Raw genomic sequence first — 22,025 nt, forward strand, 5'->3', positions numbered from 1 at the left:
GCTCAGGCATACGGTCAACATCAATCCTTCAAAGCTCTCTGCTTCCATAGATAAAACAGCACAGGAATCACCAGCAACGCCAGAATAACGGCAGATATCATGCCGCCAACCATCGGTGCCGCAATGCGCCCCATCACTTCCGAGCCAGTGCCGGTACCCACCATGATGGGCACCAGCCCCCCGATAATGGCTGCCGCTGTCATCATGATCGGCCGTACCCGCAAACCGGCACCGTGGAGCACCGAATGGCGAAGGGTTTCGCGCCTCGGAGTCAGGCCCTTCTCCTCGCAGGTTTCCAGCATGGCGGCATAGGACTGGTTCAGGTACACCAGCATGATCACGCCGATTTCCACGGCGACACCCGCCAGTGCAATGAACCCGACCCCCACAGCCACCGAGAAGTTGTAACCCAGCAGATACATCAGCCAGATGGCACCGATCATGGCAAAGGGCAGCGTGCCCATGATGATCCCGACCTCCGCGAAACGCCGGAAGTTCAGGAACAGCAATATCACAATGATCGCCAGGGTTAGGGGCACCACATAGGTGAGTTTTTCCTTGGCTCGCAGCATGTACTCGTACTGTCCGGACCAGGTCACCGAGTAGCCCGCGGGCAGGTCAAGCGCTTCGTTCACGGTGGTCATGGCCTGTTCCACATAGCTGCCGACATCAACCCCCTCGATATCCACAAAGGTCCAGCCGTTCAGCCGGGCGTTCTCACTCTTGATCGCTGGCGGACCGTCCTCCACACGGATATCAGCCACATCCGCCAGCGCAATCCGCTGGCCAGAGGCGGTCACAATCGGTAATTGCTCCAGCTTTTCCGGGGAATCCCGGTAATCCTCGGGGTAACGGAGATTCACGGGGTAGCGCTCCAACCCTTCGATAGTCCGGGAAACATTGATACCGCCAATTGCCGATGCCACCACCTGTTGTACGTCGGCAATGTTCAGTCCATAGCGCGCGGCGCGCTCGCGATCGATATCGACCTTGATGTAGCGGCCCCCGGCGACCCGCTCGGAGTAAACCGACGCTGTGCCAGGTATGTCCACCATGATTTCCTCAAGGCGTTTGCCAATACCCTGAATGGTAGCCAGGTCCGGCCCCGCCACCTTGATGCCGACCGGCGTCTTGATTCCCGTTGCCAGCATATCGATGCGGGTGATGATCGGCATCACCCAGGCATTGGTCAGGCCGGGGAACCGAATCAGGTTGTTAAGCTCCTGCTTAAGTTTTTCCGTGGTCATGCCTTCCCGCCATTCATCCCTTGGCTTGAGCTGGATAAAGGTCTCGATCATCGTCAACGGCGCCGGATCGGTTGCGGTATCGGCCCGGCCCACTTTACCGAAGACAGTTTCAACCTCGGGTACCGTGGCAATCAGCTTGTCCGTCTGCTGCAGCAGCTCCCGCGCCTTACCGATCGAGATGCCCGGATAGGTGGTGGGCATGTACATCAGATCGCCTTCATCCAGCGGCGGAATGAATTCACTGCCGATTCGGGTGGCAGGCCAGACACCAACAACCAAAGCCAGAACTGCCGCCAGCACAGTTGTTTTCGGGAAGCGAAGTACCAGCTTCAGAACCGGCATATAGGCACTGACCAGCAAACGGTTCACCGGATTCTTGTGCTCCGGCAGCACTTTGCCCCGGATGAAATACCCCATGAGCACCGGCACCAGGGTCACCGCCAGAGCCGCGCTGGCTGCCATGGCATAGGTCTTGGTAAAGGCCAGGGGCGCAAACATCCGGCCTTCCTGTGCTTCCAGTGCGAAAACGGGCACAAAACTGACGGTAATGATCAGCAGGGAGAAAAACAGGGCAGGCCCGACCTCGGAAGCGGATCGGGTTACCACTTCCCACCGGTTTTCCGGCGTTAACGGCGTCCGCTCCATGTGTTTGTGCATGTTCTCGATCATAACAATGGCACCATCGATCATCGCCCCGATCGCAATGGCAATACCGCCCAGTGACATGATGTTGGCATTGATGCCCTGCCAGTGCATGACAATAAAGGCCGCCAGGATGCCCACCGGCAGGCTGAGAATCGCGACCAGCGAAGACCGCACGTGGAACAGGAAGACAATGCACACCAGACCCACCACCAGGAACTCTTCCAGCAGCTTGAAACCCAGGTTATTGACGGCCCGTTCGATCAGACCGGAGCGATCATAGACCGTTACCACCTCAACCCCCTCGGGCAGGCTGGATTTGAGGTCCTTTAGTTTGTCCTTGACGCCATTGATGGTCGCCTGGGCGTTCTCACCGAAGCGCATAACCACCACTCCGCCAACGGTCTCGCCCTCACCGTTCAGCTCAGCAACGCCGCGGCGCATCTGGGGGCCAACCTCAACAGTCGCCACGTCTTTAAGCAAAAGGGGCGTGCCATTGTCGTCCAGCCCCAGAGGGATCGAGAGCAGATCATCACGGGACTGGATGTAACCTGAGGTGCGCACCATGTATTCCGCTTCAGCCATCTCGATCACGGACGCACCCACTTCCTGATTACCCCGTTTTATGGCGTTCTGGATATGGGCCAGCGGGATCCCCAGAGCGCGGAGTTTTTCCGGGCTGACCTTGACCTGATACTGTTTCACCATGCCGCCCAGGGCGGCCACCTCGGACACACCGGGCACCGTTTGCAGCTCGTATTTCAGGAACCAGTCCTGCAGACTGCGCAGTTCGCTCAGGTCGTGATTTCCGGTGCGATCCACCAGGGCATAGAGATACACCCAGCCCACGCCAGTGGCATCGGGCCCAAGCTGGGGACGAGCCGAGTCCGGCAGGCTGGGCGCCACCTGGGAGAGATACTCCAGCACCCGCGAGCGCGCCCAGTATATGTCGGTGTCTTCATCGAAGATCACGTAGACGTAGGAATCCCCGAAGAACGAGTATCCCCTGACCGTTTTCGCACCTGGTACCGAGAGCATGGCGGTGGTCATCGGGTAGGTCACCTGATCTTCCACCACCTGCGGGGCCTGCCCCGGAAAGCTGGTTTTGATAATAACCTGGACATCCGACAGATCCGGTAAGGCATCCACCGGCGTTTGTTTCAGGGAATACAGGCCGAGCCCCGTGATCAGCAACGTGGCCAGCAACACCAGGAAGCGGTTACCAACCGACCAGCGAATAATGGCTGCAATCATCACTCGCCTCCGCCATGGTTCATGGTGCTGTGATCCATGGTGTCTTGCTCCACGGCATCCTGATTCATCGAGCTGTGGTTCATCGCGCCGTGGTTCATAGCGCCGTGATCCATGCCTTCGTGATTCATGCCGCCGTCATCCCGGGTCTGAGGTGCAGACATACGCCGGAAATCAGAGCTTTTGCTGGATTCTGAATCGATCAGGAACTGGGCCGATGTGACGACAGTATCACCAGGCATCAGACCATCGAGTATTTCCGCATACTTTTCCCCCACGCGCCCAACGCTGACGTTTACCGACTTGAAAGCTCCCTCCTCCAGGGCCAGAACGAGGCGATCACTCTGGCCGGTGCGGATAACCGACTCCCGGGGCACCAGAAACTGCCGTTTTCCCCGCTCGCCCTGGACCTCCAGCCGGGCAAACATGCCCGGCATCAGGGCACCATCCTCGTTATCAAACCGCATCCGGACCCGGGCCGTCCGGGTTTTGGGGTTCACTTCCGGATAGACGTAATCCACACTGCCACGCCACTCACGGCCGGGCATGTAATCCAGGGTCATCTGCACCCGGTTGCCTGCCTCCACAGCCGAAAGCTGGCTTTCAAACACTTCACCGATCAGCCAGACTTCATCGAGCGCAGCGATCGACAGAACCCGGTCTCCCGGTTTGATGAACATACCCTCGCGCACATTCAGGTTCTCAATCACACCCGAGCGGGGCGCGTAAACCGTCATCGTCCTCTGAATGTCCCGGCTCTGGCGTAACCGGCTGATCAGACTGGCCGGCACATTCAGCGCCGCCAGCCGCTCTGTAGCAGCCTCCACCAGTTTCTGGTTGCCACGGTTCATCGCCAACAGCAGCTCCTCCTGGGCATTCACCAGGGTGGGCGAATACAAGGTGTACAGCGGCTTGCCCTGTTCAACAGGCTCTCCCTCGGCTTTGACAAACAGCGTTTCAATCCAGCCATCAACCCGGGGATGAACGTGAACCATCTGGTCTTCATCGTAGGCCACATAGCCCACAGTGGTGATGTTATTGGGCAGCCGCCCCTGAATCACCGGCTCCGTGCGAACCCCCAGATTATTGACAACCGTCGGTGAGATACGGACCGTGCCCGCCTTATCGTCTGCCGATCCGCCGTCGTCATACACCGGAATCAGATCCATACCCATGGGTGATTTTCCCGGTTTGTCACTTTTGAAATTGGGGTCCATGGGAGCGACCCAGTACAGCGGTTTTTTTGAATCGGAGCTGGTCTGTTCTGCAGAAGATAGCGCGTGGGTGTCCGTTGCAAACCAGTAGGTGGCCACCGCACCGGCGAGACCGCCGAGCAACACAAAGCCCAGAGGGCGAACCAAGTTAGCCATGATGATCAGTCCTGATAACGGGTCATTGAAAAGGTAGGGTTCTCGGAAGACTCAGCCGTCAGGTAGCGGAAGTTCGCCATATTCCCGGCCCGCTCGGCTTTCATCTGAATCAGTTCAACCTGGGCATTGAGCTCGGCAATTCTCGCGCGCACTGCCTCGGCGAAGTCGCCGTCGTCGTTGTTGTAGGCCGTCAGTGCGGCACTTGCCTGCGCTTCCATTTGTGGCAGAAGGGCCTGTTCATAGAGCCCTATGCGCTCATCCAGGCGTTGAATTCTGGCAACCGCAGCCCGAGCTTTGGCGCGAAGCCCGCGGAGCTGCAGGATACGCTCGGTTTTCGCCACCTCCAGTCGAGCCACAGACGCATTGAGTTTTCGGTCCTGCCGGTTGCCGGTGAAAAGGGGCAGATCAAAGCCAATTCCCACGGAAAACAGGTCGGCCCGGTCCTCGCCGTTCGGAGCCCGGTCACGATATCCGTATTGGGCCGATATCGACCATTCAGGTTTGTAGGACTGGCGGGCCAGGTCAACGTCAACACTCTGGACTTCAATCAACTGATCGGTGGCGCGCACGGCAGGATGTCGGGTCAATGAATCAGTAGCGGTTTCAGCCCAGGCAGAAGGGAGTTCTGCCAGCAGTTCGCGGGGGACATGGTCGGTGACGGCCAACTGTGCCTGATCCAGGCCAATCCACTCGGCCAACGCTTCCCGATTCGATGCCTGTTGCACCTGCAGTGCTGTCAGCCGGTCCTCAAGCCTCGTCAACTCCAGCGAAGCCCGGATAACATCCTGCTGCCTGGCCCCCATGGAGGCAGAGGTGTAGCCCGCCTCGGCAACATCTTCCAATTGCTCAAACAAACCTCTGTTGCTTTCAATCAACCGGATACTCTGCTCGGAGCGCCAGACCTCCAGCCAGAGCTGCGTTACCGTCTGTTCAACCTGTGCCCGACGATTCGCGCGCCGGAACGGCTGAACTGCGGCCATTTCCGCCTTCTTCGCGCTTGCCAGCTGACGGCTGTTGCCACGTGGAATTCGCTGGGTAAGACCGACGGTGGCCTGAGTCATGGCCTCCTGGCCCGTATCAAAAGTATCTGTGGGCAGATTCGCGGCGCCGAGGGTCATTCTCGGATCCGGCAGGGCGCCATCGGCAATCGACTCCTCCAGAAGGGCATCCTGAATCTGGACACTCTGGCGAAGCCAGGGATCCTCCTCAGTAGCAACATCAATGGCGTCAGATAACTCAAGCCTGGGCTCGGCGAAACCGGGCAGACCGGTAAGAATCAAAGCACCTAGAACAACGGGCTTTACGAGGTGGGGAAGAAAGGACAACGGGACATCTCCATTAATTGTTTTCCTCCCGCGATCTTATTTTATTTATCTGAAACCAAACTGAATAACTGAAAAAAACTCAGAACTTGACTTTAATCAATACCGGGCAAATCAATTAAAAAATATTTATTTAAACAGAATTATTATTTCAGGATAAATTCAGGAATCAATGTTTTCATAAACTCACCAACTAACCGGGAGGTGTATTTATGAAACGTATGATCGCTTTAATCGCAGCATTCACTATTTCCACATCCGTCTTTGCAGGCAATATGTCAAACGAAAAAGACATAAAGAGCGTGCATGGTAAAACCATAAATAGTTCATCGTTTGAAGACATACTTAAGAATCAAGACATGCAACGTCTGCACAGAGAAATGACACGCTACTCCATGTCAGAGTCGGGTTTTGAAGCTCGCAAAAAAATGATGAGCAAAGAAGGGCGTGCATACCACAAGGCGCTGGAAGAAAAGCGAAAAAACACCGCAGGGTGACCCTGCGGAAAAACTTACTAGTGGAGACGCAAACTCTTGCTGGCTCGATTTCTTGAGCCAGCCAACACCGAGCTCACGAGCAAGTAAATCATAGAAAACTGAAACATAACTGAATCATCAGATAATTTTATAATACAGGATCTTATTATGAATAAATCAGTCTTTGCAGCTTCAATAACCCTGTTTTTTTCTACTATAGCGACGGCTAATACTGGCTTGGCAGACAGGATAAATGAAGCTCGCAGTTATCCTGAAATAACTGGAAGCAGCGTTACCCATGCCACATCACCTGGTGGCAATAATCCGGGTATGATGGGAGAAAACATGAAAGGCATGATCAGTCCGGATATGAAAAAGATGATGACGATGATGTCGTCTATGTCCAAGCGCGAGTTGAGTATGATGCATGAGGCTCACATACAGATGATCAGGGAACGGGCCAACGCGCGCCACTCGGATCACCACAGTCGGGATCAGTAAGCGGTATTATCAACGGCCTCAGAGCCCTATCTCTGAGGCCGATCACCTATTTACTGTTGAGGCCCGAGCTTGGTCACCCGTAGCCGCAGCGCATTCACGATCACGCTGACCGAGGACAGGGACATGGCCGCCGCTGCAAAAATCGGCGAAAGCAATATGCCGAAAAATGGATACAGAACACCTGCTGCAATGGGCACGCCTGCAGAGTTGTAGACGAAGGCGAAGAACAGGTTCTGCCGGATGTTGCGCATGGTCGCCAGCGACAAACGGCGAGCTTCCACAATACCCATCAAGTCGCCGCGAAGCAGGGTAATGCCAGCACTTTCAATGGCGACATCGGTGCCAGTGCCCATGGCGACACCCACATCCGCCGTCGCCAGTGCAGGCGCGTCGTTCACGCCGTCGCCTGCCATCACGACAACACGGCCTTCGTCCTTCAGGCGTTGAACAATCTTGCCCTTGTCTTCCGGCAGCACTTCCGCTTCCACTTCGTCGATGTGCAGCTTGCGGGCAACAGCCGCTGCTGACGTGCGGTTATCGCCGGTCAGCATGACTACCCGTATGCCGTCCTTCTGCAGGGCGGAGATGGCGGCTTCGGTGGTTTCCTTGACCGGATCGGCTATCGCGAGCAAGCCTGCGACGTTGCCGTCGACGGCCGCAAAAATCACAGTAGCGCCGTCTTTCCGGAGCTGGTCGGCTTCGCCGTCATATTTTGCGGTTTCGACATTCTCGGACTCCATCAGGAGGCGATTGCCGAGCAGCACCCGCTTGCCATCGATTCCACCGGTGACCCCTTTTCCGTTAGGCGAATCAAAGTCCTCTGCATCCGGCAGCTCCAGATCCAGGCTCTTGGCTTTATCGAGAATGGCGTGGGCCAATGGATGCTCGCTGCCCTTTTCCAGACCGCCGGCATAGCGCATCAGATCGTTGTCACTGAATCCGTTTGCCGCGACAAGTCGGGTGACTTGCGGCTTGCCCTCTGTCAGCGTGCCGGTTTTATCCACCACCACGGTGTCCACCTTTTCCATGCGCTCCAGCGCTTCGGCATCCCGTATCAGGACCCCACTCTGGGCACCACGCCCAACGCCAACCATAATTGACATGGGTGTTGCCAGGCCCAGTGCGCAGGGGCAGGCAATGATCAAAACGCTTACGGCAGCAATCAGGCCGAAGGCCATGGGCGGCGTGGGGCCAAAAACAGACCATGCGATAAAGGCGATGATCGCAATCACGATGACTGCCGGCACGAAGTAAGCGGCAACCTTGTCTGCGAGCCCCTGAATCGGCGCCCGGCTGCGTTGCGCGCTGGCCACCATCTGAACGATCTGCGAGAGCATGGTATCGCGGCCAACCTTGTCGGCGCGCATGATGAAACTGCCCTGCTGGTTAATACTGCCGCCGATCACCTGGTCGCCGGATTTCTTGCTGACGGCCAACGGCTCACCGGTCACCATGGACTCATCCACGTTGGAACTGCCTTCGAGCACTTCGCCGTCCAACGGCACCTTGTCGCCGGGGCGCACCCGCAGACGGTCACCCACCTTGACCTGATCCAGCGACACATCGGATTCGCTGCCATCGTCATCCAACTTCCTGGCTGTGGCAGGCGCCAGATCCAACAAAGCCTTGATGGCGCCGGAGGTTTTCTCCCGGGCCCGCAATTCCAAAACCTGGCCCAGCAATACCAGCACAACAATGACGGCCGCCGCCTCGAAATACACCGCCACCGAGCCGTCTTCCTGCCGAAAGGCACCCGGGAATATCTGTGGCGCCAATGTCGCCACCAGGCTGTAGATCAGTGCCACGCCGGTGCCAATGGCGATAAGAGTAAACATGTTCAGGTTACGGCTAACCACGGATTTCCAGCCCCGGACGAAGAAGGGCCAACCGCACCAGAGCACCACTGGCGTCGCCAGTACTAACTGAATCCAGTTGGACATCTGAGGTGCAACAATATGATCAAGCCCGGTCAGGTGCCCGCCCATTTCCAGGAGAAAGACCGGTAACGTCAGTACCAGGCCAATCCAGAAGCGGCGAGTCATGTCCCTGAGTTCTTCCGAAGGCCCGTCATCCAGGCTCACCTGCTCGGGCTCCAGGGCCATTCCACAGATGGGACAGTCCCCCGGCCCTTGCTGGCGAATCTCCGGATGCATGGGGCAGGTGTACATGGTGCCCGGCGCTACCGGATCTTGCTGCTTCTTTTCGTCACCGAGATACTGCTCCGGATTCTCCTCAAACCTGGTCTGGCAACGTGACGAGCAGAAATACCAGGTGTTGCCCCCGAGCCGGCTACGATGCTCTGCAGTATGCGGATCCACTGCCATACCGCAGACCGGGTCCTTGGCGGTATGCTCGCCAGCTTCTTTAGCAGTGTGATGATCGTGGTGATGGGCGTGATGATGCTCAGCCATTCCGATCTCCTCCTTTATCGGCGGGCCAGTCTGCAAATGCAATGAAATACAGCAGAACCAGATTGACGATAGGGATCAGTATCAGCACACCCATCCAGCCCGGATACCCCGTGCGCTGACAAATACGCCAGGCCGGAATGACGACCACAATGGCGATCACCAGCATCCAGAGCCAGTGGCCCGCCCACATCGTGTTCCCAAACATGTTGTCTTCCATCATGGTAATGGCCTCTCTTCCTGATTCTGGTTAATGGTGGTGATGCGCGTGAGTCTGTTCCTGTTTCGCTTGCGCAGATTCCGGTGATTTTTTCAGGAAGACCTGTTCGGACACTGCAATCACAAGCATTGTGACCACTGCCACGCCAATGACGAACGGGTCCGTACTCAGCTTCACCCAGACAAAACCGCCCAGAGCCAAAAGATCCAACAAAATGGCGGTGGCCGGCACCCAGCGGTTGGCCTTGATGTCCTGCCGCAGATAGCGCAACACGCCCCAGTGAATGGCAATGTCCATGATCAGGTAAAACACGATACCCAACGCAGCTATTCGTGACAGATCAAAGAATGCAGTGAGAACCAGACCCAGAACCACGGTATATACCAAGGAGTGTTTCTGGATGCTGCCGGGCATACCGAAATGCCGGTGAGGGACCAGTTTCATTTCTGTCAGCATGGCCAACATGCGGGACACCGCAAAGACGCTGGCCAGAATCCCGCCCGCCGTGGCCATCATGGCAATGGCGACGGTAAACCAGACACCGTACTCGCCCAGGGCCGGGCGTGCGGCTGCAGCGAGCGAGTAATCCTGTGTTTCGATAATCTCGGCAAGAGACAGATTACTGGCTACGGCAAACCCGACCAGCGTATAGATCATCACGCAGGCAGCAATGGAAATAACGATGGCACGCCCCACATTCCTCTTCGGATCGATCACTTCCGAGCCGCTGTTGGTAATTGTAGTGAACCCCTTGAATGCCAGGATCCCCAATGCAGTTGCGCCGAGAAAGTTACCCGGGGTTCCGGCTTCACCGGGCTCTGAAAAATCCACCGAGATTGAGTCGGCAATCCAGACCCCGACCAGACCGAAGATCAGGATGCCACCGATTTTCAGTACGCCGATAAAGGACGCGACACCCTGAATCATCCGATTGCCCATCAGGTTGATCAGAAAAGCCACCAGAATGAGGCCAACGCCAAGAATGGACACCATGCGGCCACTGTCATCGCCACCAAACAATTGCATGGTGTAGGAGCCAAAGGTGCGAGCCAGGAAGCTCTGGGCAATCACCATCGAGAAATACATCAGGAGGGCGTTGAAGGCTGTCGGCAGCCGATTGCCGTAGGCCTTGTGCAAGTACATGCCAATACCGCCGGCGGAGGGGTAGGCATTGGAAATCTTGATGTAGGAATAGGCGCTGAAGCTCACAATCAATGCCGCAGCAAGAAAGGCCAGCGGGAAAAGCACGCCGGTCATCTGCGCCATCTGCCCGGTCAGTGCAAAAATACCGGCACCAATCATGACGCCGGTACCCAGCATGACCGTCCCAGGTAGAGTGAGACTGCCTTCCTGATAGCGAGTGGTCCGGTCTTCCTCCCTGCTCATTGAACCTCCTGTTATTTTTTCATGGGTGGAATCTTGGAACAGCAGAACGGCTCATGCTTGGCATTTGCCCGCACGTTATCGTCGGTAAACCGGTACCAGGCCAGCTTGCGCCGGGCCCACCATCCGGATTTCAATCGGCCACCGTAGTCCTGGATCAGTTCCAGTAGTTCATCGACGGTCCAGTGGCTTCCGTCGTAGGCCACCTGTAACAGGCCATTTTTCTTACGTTCCGCGAAATCAGCACAAGGGTGGTGGTTAAGATCGTGAATGAGATCCTCCCACCGGGTTTCTTCAAGCCCCTCGATAGCCACTTTCCGGCGCAACAAAAACTGCTCCTGATTGGTTGCTTTGTGTGCTTTGGTCATCAGTGACATCTCCCCTTCAGGTCGTTTCAACTCCCAGCAGAACACGTAAAACTGAACTCTTACTGAAAAAACAGCGGGCTTTAGCAAGATTTAAGTTGCATCAAATACCGCACTAAAAAGGCCATGAGTTGTCCCATGGCCCATCAACATCAGAAAGCGATCCGGGCGCCGATCACGGCAAACCAGTCTTCCGTGCTTCCAGCAGCGGTCTCAGCCAGATCAGCGGTATCACCGTATTTTCGCTCATGCAGCACACCGAAATAGGGTGAGACGGCGCGGTCAATAAGGTCATAGCTCAGCCGCAGGCCTGTTTCCGTAGAAACCAGTCCTTTGCCGATACCGATCTCCTCGTCCTCGCTGAATGCCACGGTTGCATCCAGTGTTGCTGTCAGAATCCAGTGGTTGGTGAACAGCAGTTCGTACTCTGCATCCAGCGCGGCCGAGGTATCACCCTCTTTGCTTACATACAGGCTGGCATCGATCTCGAACCACTGCGGCGCCAGTCCAGTAACACCGAAAACAGCGTAGGTGCGGTCCGGGCCCTCCGGCGTATCGAAACGAACACCCGCTTTGGCATCAAAGAACCTGGAAACGGGGATCTGACCTACCAGCTGATGTTCCAGCGTTTCATAGGCCTGCTCCTCAATCTCGTATTCGCCCGCCGAGAGCAGCCGCACTTTGAAATCATCTGTACCGTAGAAGGCATCGGCGTTCCAGACGCCCAGCTCCTCATCGTCATCACTGTATCGGTATTCAAGTTCTTCAAACTGAATACCCCAGGTTGTCAGCGGTTGCTTGCGGCCAGAGGTATCCGCAATCATTGCCTGTGCCGCAGCCATCGCCGGCAATACAAGGAAGACCAACAAACTGACGGCACCAGAGAATCGCACCAGACTCATGCCTCACCTCCATCTTCAGCCATCGCCTCTGTTTTCGCCTGCTGCGAATCTGGCCCCCGCTCGACGATGACTTTTCGGAACATACCGGCAGCTGCGTGATAGGACAGATGGCAGTGGAATGCCCACTGGCCCGGTTCATCGACCTCCGTTTCCATATACACCGTGGTACCCGGATTCACGTTAATGGTGTGTTTGATCGGGTTCCACTGACCGGCACCAACGTCAAGAATCGACCACATGCCGTGCAGATGCATGGGGTGCGTCATCATGGTTTCATTGACGAACTTGAACCGGACGCGCTCACCGTATTTGAGACGAATCGGATCGGCGTCTTCATACTTAACGCCATTAATGCTCCAGCTGTAACGTTCCATATTGCCGGTCAGGCGAAGCTCGATTTCCCGGGTCGGTTCACGCTCCTCGTATAACGGATTCTGCGCCCTCAGATCGGCATAGGAGAGGAACTTACCGCCATTGGCCGCGGTCGGCACAAGGCCACTGCCCCTGGCGTAAAACGGATCATGTTGAGCCTGGTTATCCATCATCATGGAGCCATGATCCATGCCAGACATGCCGGAGTGATCCATCCCCGACATCGACGAGTGGTCCATGCCGGCCATATCGTCCGAGCTGCCCATATCCATGTTTCCATGATCCATACCATGCATATTCCCCATATCCGCCATGGTCAGGCGGGCAGGTTCTCGCAGTAGCGGCACGGCCGCTTCCATTCCCTCTTCAGGAGCCAGTGTTGCCCGGGCGTATCCGGAACGCCCCATGGATTCGGCGAAGATGGTGTAGGCCTGTTCATCTCTCGGGCGCACGATCACGTCATAGGTTTCCGCGACGCCGATGCGGAATTCGTCCACCGTCACCGGTTGCACGTTATTGCCATCCGCCTGCACCACCGTCATATCCAGGCCCGGAATCCGGACATCGAAATAGGTCATGGCGGAGGAATTAATGAACCGCAGCCGAATGCGTTCACCCGGCTCAAACAACCCCGTCCAGTTCTGCTCCGGGCCTTTGCCGTTAATCAGGCCCGTAAACCCCTGGAGATCCTCTACATCCGCTTTCATCATGCGCATATCACCCCAGGCCAGGCGATCCCGGACGGTGTTCCAGAACCCCTGTTCGGAGCTATCGGAGAAAAACTCACCAACGGTCTGCTGTTTACGGTTGTAGTAGTCCGGCATCATTTTCAGGTTGCGCATGATTCGATCGCCGGAATGCGGATGCTTGTCCGTTAGTTGGACCACGTATTCCCGGTCGTACCGGAAGGGTTCCCGGCCTTCAGGTTCGATCACGATCGCACCGTAGGCACCATCCGGCTCCTGAAAGCCGGAGTGGCTGTGAAACCAGTAGGTCCCAGCCTGCTGAATGGGAAACTCGTAGGTAAAGGTCTCACCCGGTTTGATACCCGGGAAACTGATACCTGGCACGCCATCCTGTTGATAGGGCAGGATAAGCCCGTGCCAGTGGATGGAGGTCATTTCATCAAGGTTATTCGTCACATTGATCCGGACAGTCTCACCTTCCTTGAATCTCAGTACCGGCCCGGGAGACTTGCCGTTGTAGCCGATGCCCTGCTTTACAAAATCACCGGTATCTATCTCTACGCGATCAACCGTCAGGTCGTACTCGCCAGCCAACGCCAGTGCGGGCATCAGCAGGCACAGCACTACTGCACCCAAGCGAATGTTCATGTGTTTTACTCCAAACGCACTTTATCGGGGCTGACAGGAGGGTGTAGCGTCAGCCCATAACGTCATGGTTAAAGCCAGCTACCGGCTTATTCGAAATTCACGTCACCGTACATGCCAGACTGGTAGTGCCCTGGTACGTTACATGCGAATTCGATATTGCCCTGATTGGCAAACGTCCAGACCACTTCCCGGCTCTGGCCCGGCTCCAGCAGGACGCTGTTGGGATCGTCATGTTTCATCGAGTGGCCGTTGCCCATGTCCATGTTCATCATGTCATGATTCAACTTGTTACCCTGGATCACGCCATGCTCGACCATCATCCTCATTTCTTTCTGGTGGGCCTCATGCATACCCGGAGTCCCGATGTTGAACTCGTGCACAAGATTGCCCTTGTTCTGCACCACAAATCGAACGGTTTCGCCCGGCTTCACACGGATTTCTTCGGGTTCGTAGTAGTTGTCGTGCATTTCAACCGTTATGGTCCGGCTGGCTTCTGAGGCTTTTCCCGGTTCGCCAATGGAAGCACCATGGCCGTGACCACCGCCATGGGTGCCAGCCGCAAACGCCGATACCGACATCGAAAAAGCCAGGCCGGCCACAATCAGGTTTGATGCATTCATCCGTTTGTCTCCTGTGGAATAATGGTTTTGAGAACACGGCTGATTCGTACCGAATCTTGAGCAATGTCCAGAATCAGTCGACACTTTCTCTCACCAACCTGAATTCTTTCTGAAAAACGGGCACTTTCTTGCGTTCAGGCACAATTCAGGTTGATCGACGACACTGGCGGCTGGAACAAGCACCGTTAAGGACGGATACATGCGTTTATTGCTCGTTGAAGACGACCGTTTGCTGGCCGAGGGGCTGGTCAGACAGCTGGAAAAAGCGGGGTTTAGCATCGACCACACGTCCAGTGCCCGTGAGGCCCAGATTCTGGGGGAACAGGAGGATTATCGTGCCGCTGTTCTCGATCTCGGCCTGCCGGATGGCAACGGGCTGGAGGTTTTGAAACGATGGCGATCGAAGCTCGTCGAGTGCCCGGTATTGGTCCTCACCGCCAGAGGCGACTGGCAGGACAAGGTCAATGGACTGAAAGCAGGGGCGGATGACTATCTGGCCAAACCGTTCCAGACAGAAGAACTGATCGCCCGCATCAATGCACTCATACGCCGCAGCGAAGGGCGAGTGCACTCCCAGGTTAAAGCCGGTGGCTTCGAACTGGACGAAAATCGCCAGAGCCTGCGGACAGAAGAAGGAGCAGAACACGCCCTGACGGGTACTGAGTTCCGCCTGCTACGATGCCTGATGAGCCGTCCGGGCCACATCTTTTCCAAGGAACAGCTAATGGAGCAGCTATACAACCTGGATGAGAGCCCCAGCGAAAACGTGATTGAGGCGTATATTCGGCGCTTGAGAAAGCTGGTCGGCAACGAAACGATCACCACACGCCGTGGCCAGGGATACATGTTCAATGCCCAACGTTAAAAGGCCAGCATCCGTCAAAGGCATGCTGCTGGTGTTATTGCTGCCCGCCGGCATCGCTCTGATGGGCGTAGCCTGGTTTGTCCACGGCCTGCTGCTGGATCGAATGTCCCGGGAATTCCTTGAAAGCCGCCTCAAAGACGAAGCTGCCTTTCTGGAGCACCAGATTCGCGAGGTCAGAGGTCAAGTCGAAACCCTGCAGACCGGTGATTACTTCCAGGACGTCTTCCATCATGCCTTCGCCATACGCACGCCCGATCGAACCATCATATCGCCAAAGGCCTGGGAACCCTTGCTGGCACCACTGATCAACCATAAGCAGAATGGCACGCTTCGTCTTGAAGGCCGTCAGGCGCCGGACAGTCCGTCCGATATCCTGGCATACCGTCACTCTTTTCAGGTGAACGGGTCACCGATCGTCGTGGTTGTATCCGAGGATCTGGAGGCCCTGAAACGCAGTCAGGCTGAGCTGCACGCCTGGACAGCCGTGGTGTCGGTGCTGTTGATCGCACTTCTGGTTGCCGTCATCTGGTTTGGCATCACGCTCTCGCTGCGGCCGGTGGTGACACTGAAAGCGGCGTTAAAACGATTGCAGGATGGAGAGATTTCCCGGATCAATGCACCATCACCCGAAGAATTTCAACCGCTCGTGATGCAGCTAAACCAGTTGCTTGACTCCCTCGACAAGCGACTGGTGCGTTCCCGGGAGGCACTCGCAAATCTGTCACACAGTGTCAAAACGCCCATCGCAGCCGTCCGGCAGATACTGGAGGATATGGATCGCCCATTGCCAAGTGATCTAAGAATCCAAATGGCCGCCCGTCTCAGTGACATCGACAGACAATTGGAAGCGGAAATGCGCCGCAGTCGCTTTGCCGGGCCCCAGGTCGGGAAAAGCGCTTATCCCGTCAAACAGGCGCGGGATCTTTTGTGGATGCTGGGGCGGCTGTATCCGGAAAAATCCTTCGAACTATCAAGCTCACTGCCGGAAGACACCCGCTGGCCGATAGAGGAGCATGACTTGAATGAAGTGCTAGGCAACCTGCTCGATAATGCCGGCAAATGGTCGTCGCGGTGCGTAGAACTCTCGCTGAAACAAGACAACAACAGCAGACAGATCGTTGTTTCTGATGATGGTCCTGGAGTCAATGGCGACGACTTGTCCAGTCTGGGTCAACGAGGGCTGCGACTTGACGAGCAGACCCCTGGCCACGGTCTGGGCCTCGCGATTGTCCGGGAGATCGTCGCTCGCTATGAGGGCAACATAAACTTTTCGACGGGGCCCGGCAGCGGCTTGCGCGTAACCATCGAGTTTTAAGGGACACTCGCCTGTGTGCGGGTATTGGTCTGGAGCGGGCGATGGGAATCGAACCCACGTCGTAGGCTTGGGAAGCCTCTGCTCTACCATTGAGCTACGCCCGCCTGCATAATGATTGCCACAGCAATATAAGCCCGGGCCCTGCGTTCGGGCAAGCCCCTTTGGTCTGGAGTCTGATGGATCCCACACTTACCCTGATTGGCGCCTTGATGCTGGTGATCAGCATCGTTCTCAGCCCGCTTTCCAGCCGCGTTGGCATGCCCGTGCTGCTGATCTTCCTGGTCGTGGGCATGATGATGGGGGAAGACGGCCCGGGTGGTATCGAATTCGACAACTTCGAGCTGGCCTTCCTGATCGCCAATCTGGCGCTGGGTGTGATTCTGCTGGATGGCGGCATGCGTACCCGGGTGGAAACGTTCCGGGTGGGGCTGCGGCCGGCACTGGTACTGGCCACCCTTGGCGTTGGCCTGACCGCCGGTGGCGCCGCACTGGTTGCCTGGTGGGTGTTCGACCTGCACTGGCTGATGGCGTTGCTGGTCGGCGCCATTATTTCCTCCACCGATGCCGCCGCCGTCTTCTCGCTGCTCCAGGGCCGGGGCCTGCATCTGAACGAGCGGGTCAGCGCCACGCTGGAAATCGAATCCGGCAGTAACGACCCCATGGCCATTTTCCTGACTCTGCTGCTGGTTACCCTGATTGGCAGTTACGAAGAGGGGGCATTGGCCAAAGGCCTGATGATGCTGGTACAGCAGTTCGGCATCGGCACGGTGGCCGGCCTCCTTGGTGGCTTTGCCGTGGTCCAGCTGGTCAACCGGATACGACTGACCCCGTCGCTTTACCCGCTGCTGGTAGCCGCTGCCGGCATCGCCGTGTTCTCCGCAACCAACGCCATCGGCGGCAGCGGCTTTCTGGCGATTTACCTCACCGGGGTGGTGATTGGTAACCGGCATGTTCGGATGATGCCGATGATTCTTCAGGTGCATGATGGCCTGGCCTGGCTGGCACAGCTTTGCCTGTTCCTGATGCTGGGCCTGCTGGTTAATCCATCGGATCTGGTGCCGCTGGCCGGTGGCGGTCTGATTCTGGCACTGGCGCTGATTTTCGTGATCCGGCCGGCCACCGTGCTACTCACGCTTTGGCCTTTCGCGTTCAATCGGCGGGAGCTGGGATTCATCAGTTGGGTGGGCCTGCGTGGCGCAGTGCCGATCGTGCTCGCCCTGTTTCCGATTATTGCAGACCTCCCGGATGCCCAACTGGTGTTCCATGCCGCCTTCTTTATTGTGCTGGTATCACTGCTGGTACAGGGCACCACCATGGCACCATTGGCGCGCAAACTGAAACTGGAGGTGCCTGCAGGGGAAGATCCGTACCGCAGGCTACCTCTGGATGTGCCTGCCGCAGGTGATCACGAACTGATGCTGTTTCCGCTGCGCGGCAAGAATTGGGAAAGCCCCCGGGCCCTCGGCCAGCTCAGGCTACCCGACAATACCGCCGTTGCCGGTATCTTCCGGGATCGCAAATGCCTGCAACCGACCCGGGAACTGGAAGTTGCCTCAGGCGATGTGGTGGCCATGTTTGCCACGCCGGCCTTGCTGCCGGATCTTGGCAAGGCCCTCAGCGGCCGGCAGGCGCCAAAGCATCTGGCAGAACGGGCATTCTTCGGGGATTTTGTGCTCAATGGCGATGCCCTGCTGGGGGATGTTGAACAGGTGTACGGCATCGAATTTGACGAGCTGCCGCCCGAACTCTCCCTGGCTGAGTGTTTTGCCAGGCGCACCAAGGGCCACCCGGTGGTTGGTGACAAGGTTGTGCTCGGGCCCGTTACCCTGGTCGCCAGGGCCACCGACGCTGACCGAGTGACCAAAGTAGGCATGAAAATGGATTCCTGAATGGGATCCTGGTCAAGAAAAGCCAAACTCTGTAACAGAACCCCTTATCACCCCGTTACCAGGCTATGGTATAAACAGCATGAACAAAGTTTAACCATTTACCAATTTGTGCGAGTTTCATGATTGTTCGAGTTCTACTGACCATCGCCCTGATTGCCTCTCCTCTGCTGGCGTCAGCCTCTGAGCTTCTGGCCCGGGCCGACACCCGCATGATGCCGAGCCCACCGGAACCGGCGTTAATGGAAGGCCTGCTGGAAATTACCCAGGTACTGGTCAACAAAGGAGAACGTCGCCTTTACCTGCTCAGCGGTGATGAAACCGTACGCCAGTACCGCATCTCCCTCGGTGACAATCCCGTCGGCCACAAGCTGTATGAGGGGGATGAACGCACACCCGAGGGTGACTATGTACTGGACTGGCGCAATGCCAGCAGCGACTTCTACAAATCCATCCACATTTCCTACCCCAGCCCCCGCGACCGGGAACTGGCAGAAGCCTGGGGTCTTGATCCCGGCGGCAGCATCATGATTCATGGCCTGCCCAACAATGCCGGCGACATGGCCTTTGCCTACACCGGGCTGGACTGGACCAATGGCTGCATTGCAGTGAGTAACGAAGCCATGGATGAAATCTGGCAACTGGTCCAGAACGGAACCCCCATCCGCATCGTTCCGTGATTCTTTCTGCTTGGTGACAACGCCATGAAAGCCGGATTAAGTTGTTGTCATAAGCTAAGAAAATTTACGTATCCTTAGTTAACATTTTGTCTCTGAGTGTTTTACACTGTTTAACGACTCCGGTAGTCACTGCCTATCGGGCCTAGCAGAAGGGAGCTGTCTGACCGGCTTCCGGATCACAGGAAATAAAACGACCAATAAGGGGATTTACAATGCGTAAACTGACGATCGCCGGGTTTGCACTGGCTACTGCTCTGACTGCAGGTTGTGCCACTACTGAACAAGCTGCTATCGACGAAGCAAATGCAACTGCCAGCTCCGCTGAGCAGACTGCCAACAACGCCCTGAACACTGCTAACAGCGCCGCCAGCAGTGCACGCACTGCCCAGCAGACTGCTGAAGAAGCTCTGGCTGCAGCCCGTGCTGCCCAGAAAGCTGCTGACGAAGCAAACGAGCGCGCCAAGCGTATGCTCGAGCGTGCCAGCCAGAAGTAAGGCTGTCAGCTAGCAAAAAAGGCCGGTTAATCCGGCCTTTTTTTATGTCTGCAGAACCCTTTGGTATTAGGGTTTCGGCTCTTCCTGCCCAGCCTTGTCCGGCCCCTGGTTCTGAATGAAGGTCTTGACCAGATCCATCGGCAACGGGAACACAATGGTCGAGGAGTTGTTGTTGCTCATGTCCGCCAGCGTTTGCAGATAACGCAATTGCATGGCACCGGAGTTCACAGACATCACCTCAGCCGCTTCCACCAGTTTCTTCGACGCCTGAAGCTCGCCTTCAGCGTGGATAACCTTGGCCCGGCGCTCCCGCTCGGCTTCCGCCTGACGGGCGATGGCGCGGATCATGGATTCGTTCAGATCCACATGCTTGATTTCCACATTCGCCACCTTGATACCCCATTCTTCGGTCTGGGCATCAATGATCTCCTGAATGTCGGCGTTCAGCTTGTCCCGTTCGGATAACATCTCGTCCAGGTCGTGCTTGCCCAGTACAGATCGCAGTGTCGTCTGGGCCAACTGGCTGGTAGCGGCACCATAATCTTCAACCCGGATGATGGCTTTTTCCGGATCCACCACCCGGAAGTACAGCACCGCATTTACCCGCACGGTAACGTTGTCTTTGGAGATCACGTCCTGGCTGGGGACATCCAGGGTGATCACCCGAAGGTCAACTCGCACTATCTGCTGGATACCGGGAATGACGATGATCAGTCCCGGGCCTTTCACGCCCTGGAACCGACCCAGAAAGAAGACCACGCCACGCTCGTATTCCGGCAGGATCTTGATTGCTGACCCCAGGATCAGCAGCAGCACCACCGTCGGTGCAATATAGGGAATAATGTCACCGAGATTCATACGGCCTCCTTGATTTGCCGTTGATGTTTAATCTGTGCGCTCTGCCGGTTCGTCGTTGCCGGGCTCCACCAGCAGAGTCAGGCCGTCCATACCATTTACCCGCACTTGCGATCGGGCGGCAATGGCCACCTGACTCCGGGCGTTCCAGCGTTCGCCGCTGACCCGTACATGGCCCGCGTAGGCATCATACGTGGGGACAAAATCATCCAGTGCCATACCGTGCTCGTGGACCAGCTGCTCACTACCCGAGACCGGGTGGCGCCGCCGAAGACCGATGAACCGGGTAACGGTCCAGAGAATAAAGCCCCCAGCCACCACCGCCGTGCCACCAATCGTGGGCAGCGAAATGTCCTGATGGCTACCGTCCATCAGGATGACGGAGCCAGTGACAAACGCCACGATGCCACCGATGCCGAGGATGCCGAAACTGGGCACAAACGCCTCGCCGACAATGAAGGCCAGCCCCAACAGGATCAGCGCCAGGCCCGCGTAGTTCACCGACAAGACCTGGAAGGCGAACAAGGCCAGAATCAGGCTGATGGCGCCAATGACACCCGGCACCACCGCGCCAGGATTGGCCAGTTCGAAAAGAATGCCGTAAAAACCGATGATCATCAGGAAATAGGCCACATTCGGGTCAGTAATCACCGACAGCAGTTTGGTGCGCCAGTCCGGCTCGGCCCGCACCAATTCCAGTTGCGAGGTTTCCAGCACCCGATCACCGGCGGCCAAGCGCACAGTGCGACCATCAATCTCGCTTAACAACGCCCGGAGGTTTGGTACCACCACGTCCACCACGTTACGCTCAAGGGCTTCGGTAGCCCCGAGATTGACCGCCTCCCGAACCGCCTCTTCCGCCCAGTCGGCATTACGACCGTGGCGCTCTGCCAGGCCGCGGATGTAGCTCACGGCATCTTCCAGCACCTTGCGCTCCATAGCAGTGTTGCCACGACGTTTGTCGGCCGATTCGCTCTGGTCGGTGTCCTCCGAAGATTCTTCAGGGGCAGATTCAGAAGGGGACTCAGGTTCTGTGGAGCCGGGCAGGCCACCCATTTGCACGGGTGTGGCTGAGCCAAGGTTGGTGGCCGGAGCCATGGCGGCAATGTGGCTGCCGTAGAGGATATAGGTACCGGCACTGGCCGCCCGGGCACCCTGGGGTGAAACGTAGGTCGCCACCGGCACATCGGAAGCGAGAATGGTCTTGATGATTTCCCGCATGGAATCCATCAAACCGCCCGGGGTGTCCATTTCAATCACCACCAGGCCGGCGCTTTCCCGCTCCGCCCGGCGAATACCGCGGGTCACATAATCCATGGTGGCCGGGCCAATCGCACCTTCAACCGAAAGCACCAGGGCCTGACGGGGCGATTCCTGTTGCGCAAAGACTTTCAGGGAAAGACTGAACAGGGCCAGCAAGGCTCCGGCTACAAACACCAGCGCCCAGAGCTTTACTCTGGGGGTGAGTGTCGATGTCCTGAAGTGGCTTGCACGCATCTCAACCTCCCACGGGAGTG

Annotated in this window: 19 protein-coding genes and 1 tRNA gene; 7 read left to right on the forward strand and 13 right to left on the reverse strand. The window is 56.9% G+C overall.

Annotated features, from left to right (window positions below; all coding sequences use genetic code 11):
• Nucleotides 1-20: 20 nt before the first annotated feature.
• Genes ACAM27_RS01905 through ACAM27_RS01915 form a run of 3 tightly spaced genes read right to left on the reverse strand, consistent with a single transcriptional unit; the run spans nt 21 to nt 5,835 of the window.
• Nucleotides 21-3,143, reverse strand: coding sequence for an efflux RND transporter permease subunit (locus tag ACAM27_RS01905; RefSeq protein ID WP_369612451.1), 3,123 nt, complete (start codon nt 3,141-3,143; stop codon nt 21-23).
• Entirely contained in the window at nt 3,143-4,510 is a 1,368-nt protein-coding gene (locus ACAM27_RS01910; protein WP_369612452.1) for an efflux RND transporter periplasmic adaptor subunit, read from the reverse strand. The genes ACAM27_RS01905 and ACAM27_RS01910 overlap by 1 nt, the downstream gene beginning before the upstream one ends.
• A 5-nt stretch (nt 4,511-4,515) precedes the next feature.
• Nucleotides 4,516-5,835: a TolC family protein gene (locus ACAM27_RS01915; protein WP_222447460.1), complete on the reverse strand. Its 1,320-nt coding sequence runs from the start codon at nt 5,833-5,835 to the stop codon at nt 4,516-4,518.
• 209 nt (nt 5,836-6,044) lie between these two features.
• Between ACAM27_RS01915 and ACAM27_RS01920 the strand changes: the two genes are divergently transcribed.
• The gene (locus tag ACAM27_RS01920; RefSeq protein WP_222198212.1) at nt 6,045-6,329 is read left to right on the forward strand and encodes a hypothetical protein; all 285 of its coding nucleotides are present in this window, start codon (nt 6,045-6,047) and stop codon (nt 6,327-6,329) included.
• A gap of 147 nt (nt 6,330-6,476) precedes the next feature.
• The gene (locus ACAM27_RS01925) at nt 6,477-6,809 is read left to right on the forward strand and encodes a hypothetical protein (RefSeq protein ID WP_222198211.1); all 333 of its coding nucleotides are present in this window, start codon (nt 6,477-6,479) and stop codon (nt 6,807-6,809) included.
• A 50-nt stretch (nt 6,810-6,859) separates the two neighbouring features.
• On the opposite strand, the gene ACAM27_RS01930 is transcribed toward ACAM27_RS01925, so the two are convergent.
• The 7 genes from ACAM27_RS01930 to ACAM27_RS01960 form a co-directional block, all read right to left on the reverse strand.
• On the reverse strand, nt 6,860-9,220 hold the full coding sequence (locus ACAM27_RS01930) for a heavy metal translocating P-type ATPase (protein ID WP_222198210.1): 2,361 nt from the start codon (nt 9,218-9,220) through the stop codon (nt 6,860-6,862).
• The gene (locus ACAM27_RS01935) at nt 9,213-9,440 is read right to left on the reverse strand and encodes a hypothetical protein (protein ID WP_011783710.1); all 228 of its coding nucleotides are present in this window, start codon (nt 9,438-9,440) and stop codon (nt 9,213-9,215) included. Before ACAM27_RS01935 ends, ACAM27_RS01930 begins: the two co-directional genes overlap by 8 nt.
• A gap of 27 nt (nt 9,441-9,467) precedes the next feature.
• On the reverse strand, nt 9,468-10,823 hold the full coding sequence (locus tag ACAM27_RS01940; RefSeq protein WP_222198209.1) for an APC family permease: 1,356 nt from the start codon (nt 10,821-10,823) through the stop codon (nt 9,468-9,470).
• An 11-nt stretch (nt 10,824-10,834) separates the two neighbouring features.
• Nucleotides 10,835-11,188, reverse strand: a complete 354-nt coding sequence (locus ACAM27_RS01945) for a hypothetical protein (protein WP_222198208.1) — start codon at nt 11,186-11,188, stop codon at nt 10,835-10,837.
• A gap of 149 nt (nt 11,189-11,337) precedes the next feature.
• Complete coding sequence (locus ACAM27_RS01950) at nt 11,338-12,087, reverse strand: copper resistance protein B (RefSeq protein WP_369612453.1); 750 nt, start codon at nt 12,085-12,087, stop codon at nt 11,338-11,340.
• Complete coding sequence (locus ACAM27_RS01955) at nt 12,084-13,793, reverse strand: copper resistance system multicopper oxidase (RefSeq protein ID WP_369612454.1); 1,710 nt, start codon at nt 13,791-13,793, stop codon at nt 12,084-12,086. Before ACAM27_RS01955 ends, ACAM27_RS01950 begins: the two co-directional genes overlap by 4 nt.
• Before the next feature lie 86 nt (nt 13,794-13,879).
• A complete protein-coding gene (locus tag ACAM27_RS01960; RefSeq protein WP_011783705.1) occupies nt 13,880-14,413 on the reverse strand; it encodes a cupredoxin domain-containing protein in 534 nt (177 codons plus the stop codon).
• A 199-nt stretch (nt 14,414-14,612) separates the two neighbouring features.
• On the opposite strand from ACAM27_RS01960, the gene ACAM27_RS01965 reads away from it, so the two are divergent.
• Together ACAM27_RS01965 and ACAM27_RS01970 are read left to right on the forward strand one after the other, a co-directional pair.
• Complete coding sequence (locus ACAM27_RS01965) at nt 14,613-15,278, forward strand: response regulator transcription factor (RefSeq protein WP_011783704.1); 666 nt, start codon at nt 14,613-14,615, stop codon at nt 15,276-15,278.
• Nucleotides 15,265-16,593 carry an ATP-binding protein gene (locus ACAM27_RS01970; protein ID WP_369612455.1) on the forward strand — a complete coding sequence of 443 codons (1,329 nt, stop codon included), beginning with the start codon at nt 15,265-15,267 and terminating at the stop codon, nt 16,591-16,593. Before ACAM27_RS01965 ends, ACAM27_RS01970 begins: the two co-directional genes overlap by 14 nt.
• Nucleotides 16,594-16,623: 30 nt before the next feature.
• Here the strand turns inward: ACAM27_RS01970 and ACAM27_RS01975 are convergent.
• Nucleotides 16,624-16,697: transfer RNA gene (locus ACAM27_RS01975), tRNA-Gly, on the reverse strand.
• 72 nt (nt 16,698-16,769) lie between these two features.
• Between ACAM27_RS01975 and ACAM27_RS01980 the strand changes: the two genes are divergently transcribed.
• From ACAM27_RS01980 to ACAM27_RS01990, 3 genes are all read left to right on the forward strand, one after another.
• On the forward strand, nt 16,770-18,482 hold the full coding sequence (locus tag ACAM27_RS01980) for a potassium/proton antiporter (protein WP_011783702.1): 1,713 nt from the start codon (nt 16,770-16,772) through the stop codon (nt 18,480-18,482).
• Between the two features lie 119 nt (nt 18,483-18,601).
• Nucleotides 18,602-19,159, forward strand: coding sequence for a murein L,D-transpeptidase family protein (locus tag ACAM27_RS01985; protein ID WP_022991840.1), 558 nt, complete (start codon nt 18,602-18,604; stop codon nt 19,157-19,159).
• Nucleotides 19,160-19,371: 212 nt separating this feature from the next.
• Complete coding sequence (locus tag ACAM27_RS01990; RefSeq protein ID WP_011783700.1) at nt 19,372-19,653, forward strand: Lpp/OprI family alanine-zipper lipoprotein; 282 nt, start codon at nt 19,372-19,374, stop codon at nt 19,651-19,653.
• A gap of 66 nt (nt 19,654-19,719) precedes the next feature.
• Here ACAM27_RS01990 and ACAM27_RS01995 read toward each other — a convergent pair whose 3' ends face one another.
• Nucleotides 19,720-20,511, reverse strand: coding sequence for a slipin family protein (locus ACAM27_RS01995; RefSeq protein ID WP_014420098.1), 792 nt, complete (start codon nt 20,509-20,511; stop codon nt 19,720-19,722).
• Nucleotides 20,512-20,538: 27 nt separating this feature from the next.
• Nucleotides 20,539-22,005, reverse strand: a complete 1,467-nt coding sequence (locus ACAM27_RS02000) for a nodulation protein NfeD (RefSeq protein WP_369612456.1) — start codon at nt 22,003-22,005, stop codon at nt 20,539-20,541.
• Nucleotides 22,006-22,025 lie beyond the last annotated feature (20 nt).

This window comes from Marinobacter sp. RI1, assembly GCF_041155085.1.
In the GTDB taxonomy this organism is placed as follows: Bacteria; Pseudomonadota; Gammaproteobacteria; order Pseudomonadales; family Oleiphilaceae; genus Marinobacter; species Marinobacter nauticus.

Coding starts and splice junctions, on each gene's coding strand:
- ACAM27_RS02000 (WP_369612456.1), bottom strand. CDS start 22,005: ATGCGTGCAAGCCACTTCAGGACATCGACACTCACCCCCAGAGTAAAG.
- ACAM27_RS01985 (WP_022991840.1), top strand. CDS start 18,602: ATGATTGTTCGAGTTCTACTGACCATCGCCCTGATTGCCTCTCCTCTG.
- ACAM27_RS01980 (WP_011783702.1), top strand. CDS start 16,770: ATGGATCCCACACTTACCCTGATTGGCGCCTTGATGCTGGTGATCAGC.
- ACAM27_RS01965 (WP_011783704.1), top strand. CDS start 14,613: ATGCGTTTATTGCTCGTTGAAGACGACCGTTTGCTGGCCGAGGGGCTG.
- ACAM27_RS01925 (WP_222198211.1), top strand. CDS start 6,477: ATGAATAAATCAGTCTTTGCAGCTTCAATAACCCTGTTTTTTTCTACT.
- ACAM27_RS01905 (WP_369612451.1), bottom strand. CDS start 3,143: ATGATTGCAGCCATTATTCGCTGGTCGGTTGGTAACCGCTTCCTGGTG.
- ACAM27_RS01940 (WP_222198209.1), bottom strand. CDS start 10,823: ATGAGCAGGGAGGAAGACCGGACCACTCGCTATCAGGAAGGCAGTCTC.
- ACAM27_RS01910 (WP_369612452.1), bottom strand. CDS start 4,510: ATGGCTAACTTGGTTCGCCCTCTGGGCTTTGTGTTGCTCGGCGGTCTC.
- ACAM27_RS01930 (WP_222198210.1), bottom strand. CDS start 9,220: ATGGCTGAGCATCATCACGCCCATCACCACGATCATCACACTGCTAAA.
- ACAM27_RS01995 (WP_014420098.1), bottom strand. CDS start 20,511: ATGAATCTCGGTGACATTATTCCCTATATTGCACCGACGGTGGTGCTG.
- ACAM27_RS01935 (WP_011783710.1), bottom strand. CDS start 9,440: ATGATGGAAGACAACATGTTTGGGAACACGATGTGGGCGGGCCACTGG.
- ACAM27_RS01960 (WP_011783705.1), bottom strand. CDS start 14,413: ATGAATGCATCAAACCTGATTGTGGCCGGCCTGGCTTTTTCGATGTCG.
- ACAM27_RS01945 (WP_222198208.1), bottom strand. CDS start 11,188: ATGACCAAAGCACACAAAGCAACCAATCAGGAGCAGTTTTTGTTGCGC.
- ACAM27_RS01970 (WP_369612455.1), top strand. CDS start 15,265: ATGCCCAACGTTAAAAGGCCAGCATCCGTCAAAGGCATGCTGCTGGTG.
- ACAM27_RS01990 (WP_011783700.1), top strand. CDS start 19,372: ATGCGTAAACTGACGATCGCCGGGTTTGCACTGGCTACTGCTCTGACT.
- ACAM27_RS01955 (WP_369612454.1), bottom strand. CDS start 13,793: ATGAACATTCGCTTGGGTGCAGTAGTGCTGTGCCTGCTGATGCCCGCA.
- ACAM27_RS01920 (WP_222198212.1), top strand. CDS start 6,045: ATGAAACGTATGATCGCTTTAATCGCAGCATTCACTATTTCCACATCC.
- ACAM27_RS01950 (WP_369612453.1), bottom strand. CDS start 12,087: ATGAGTCTGGTGCGATTCTCTGGTGCCGTCAGTTTGTTGGTCTTCCTT.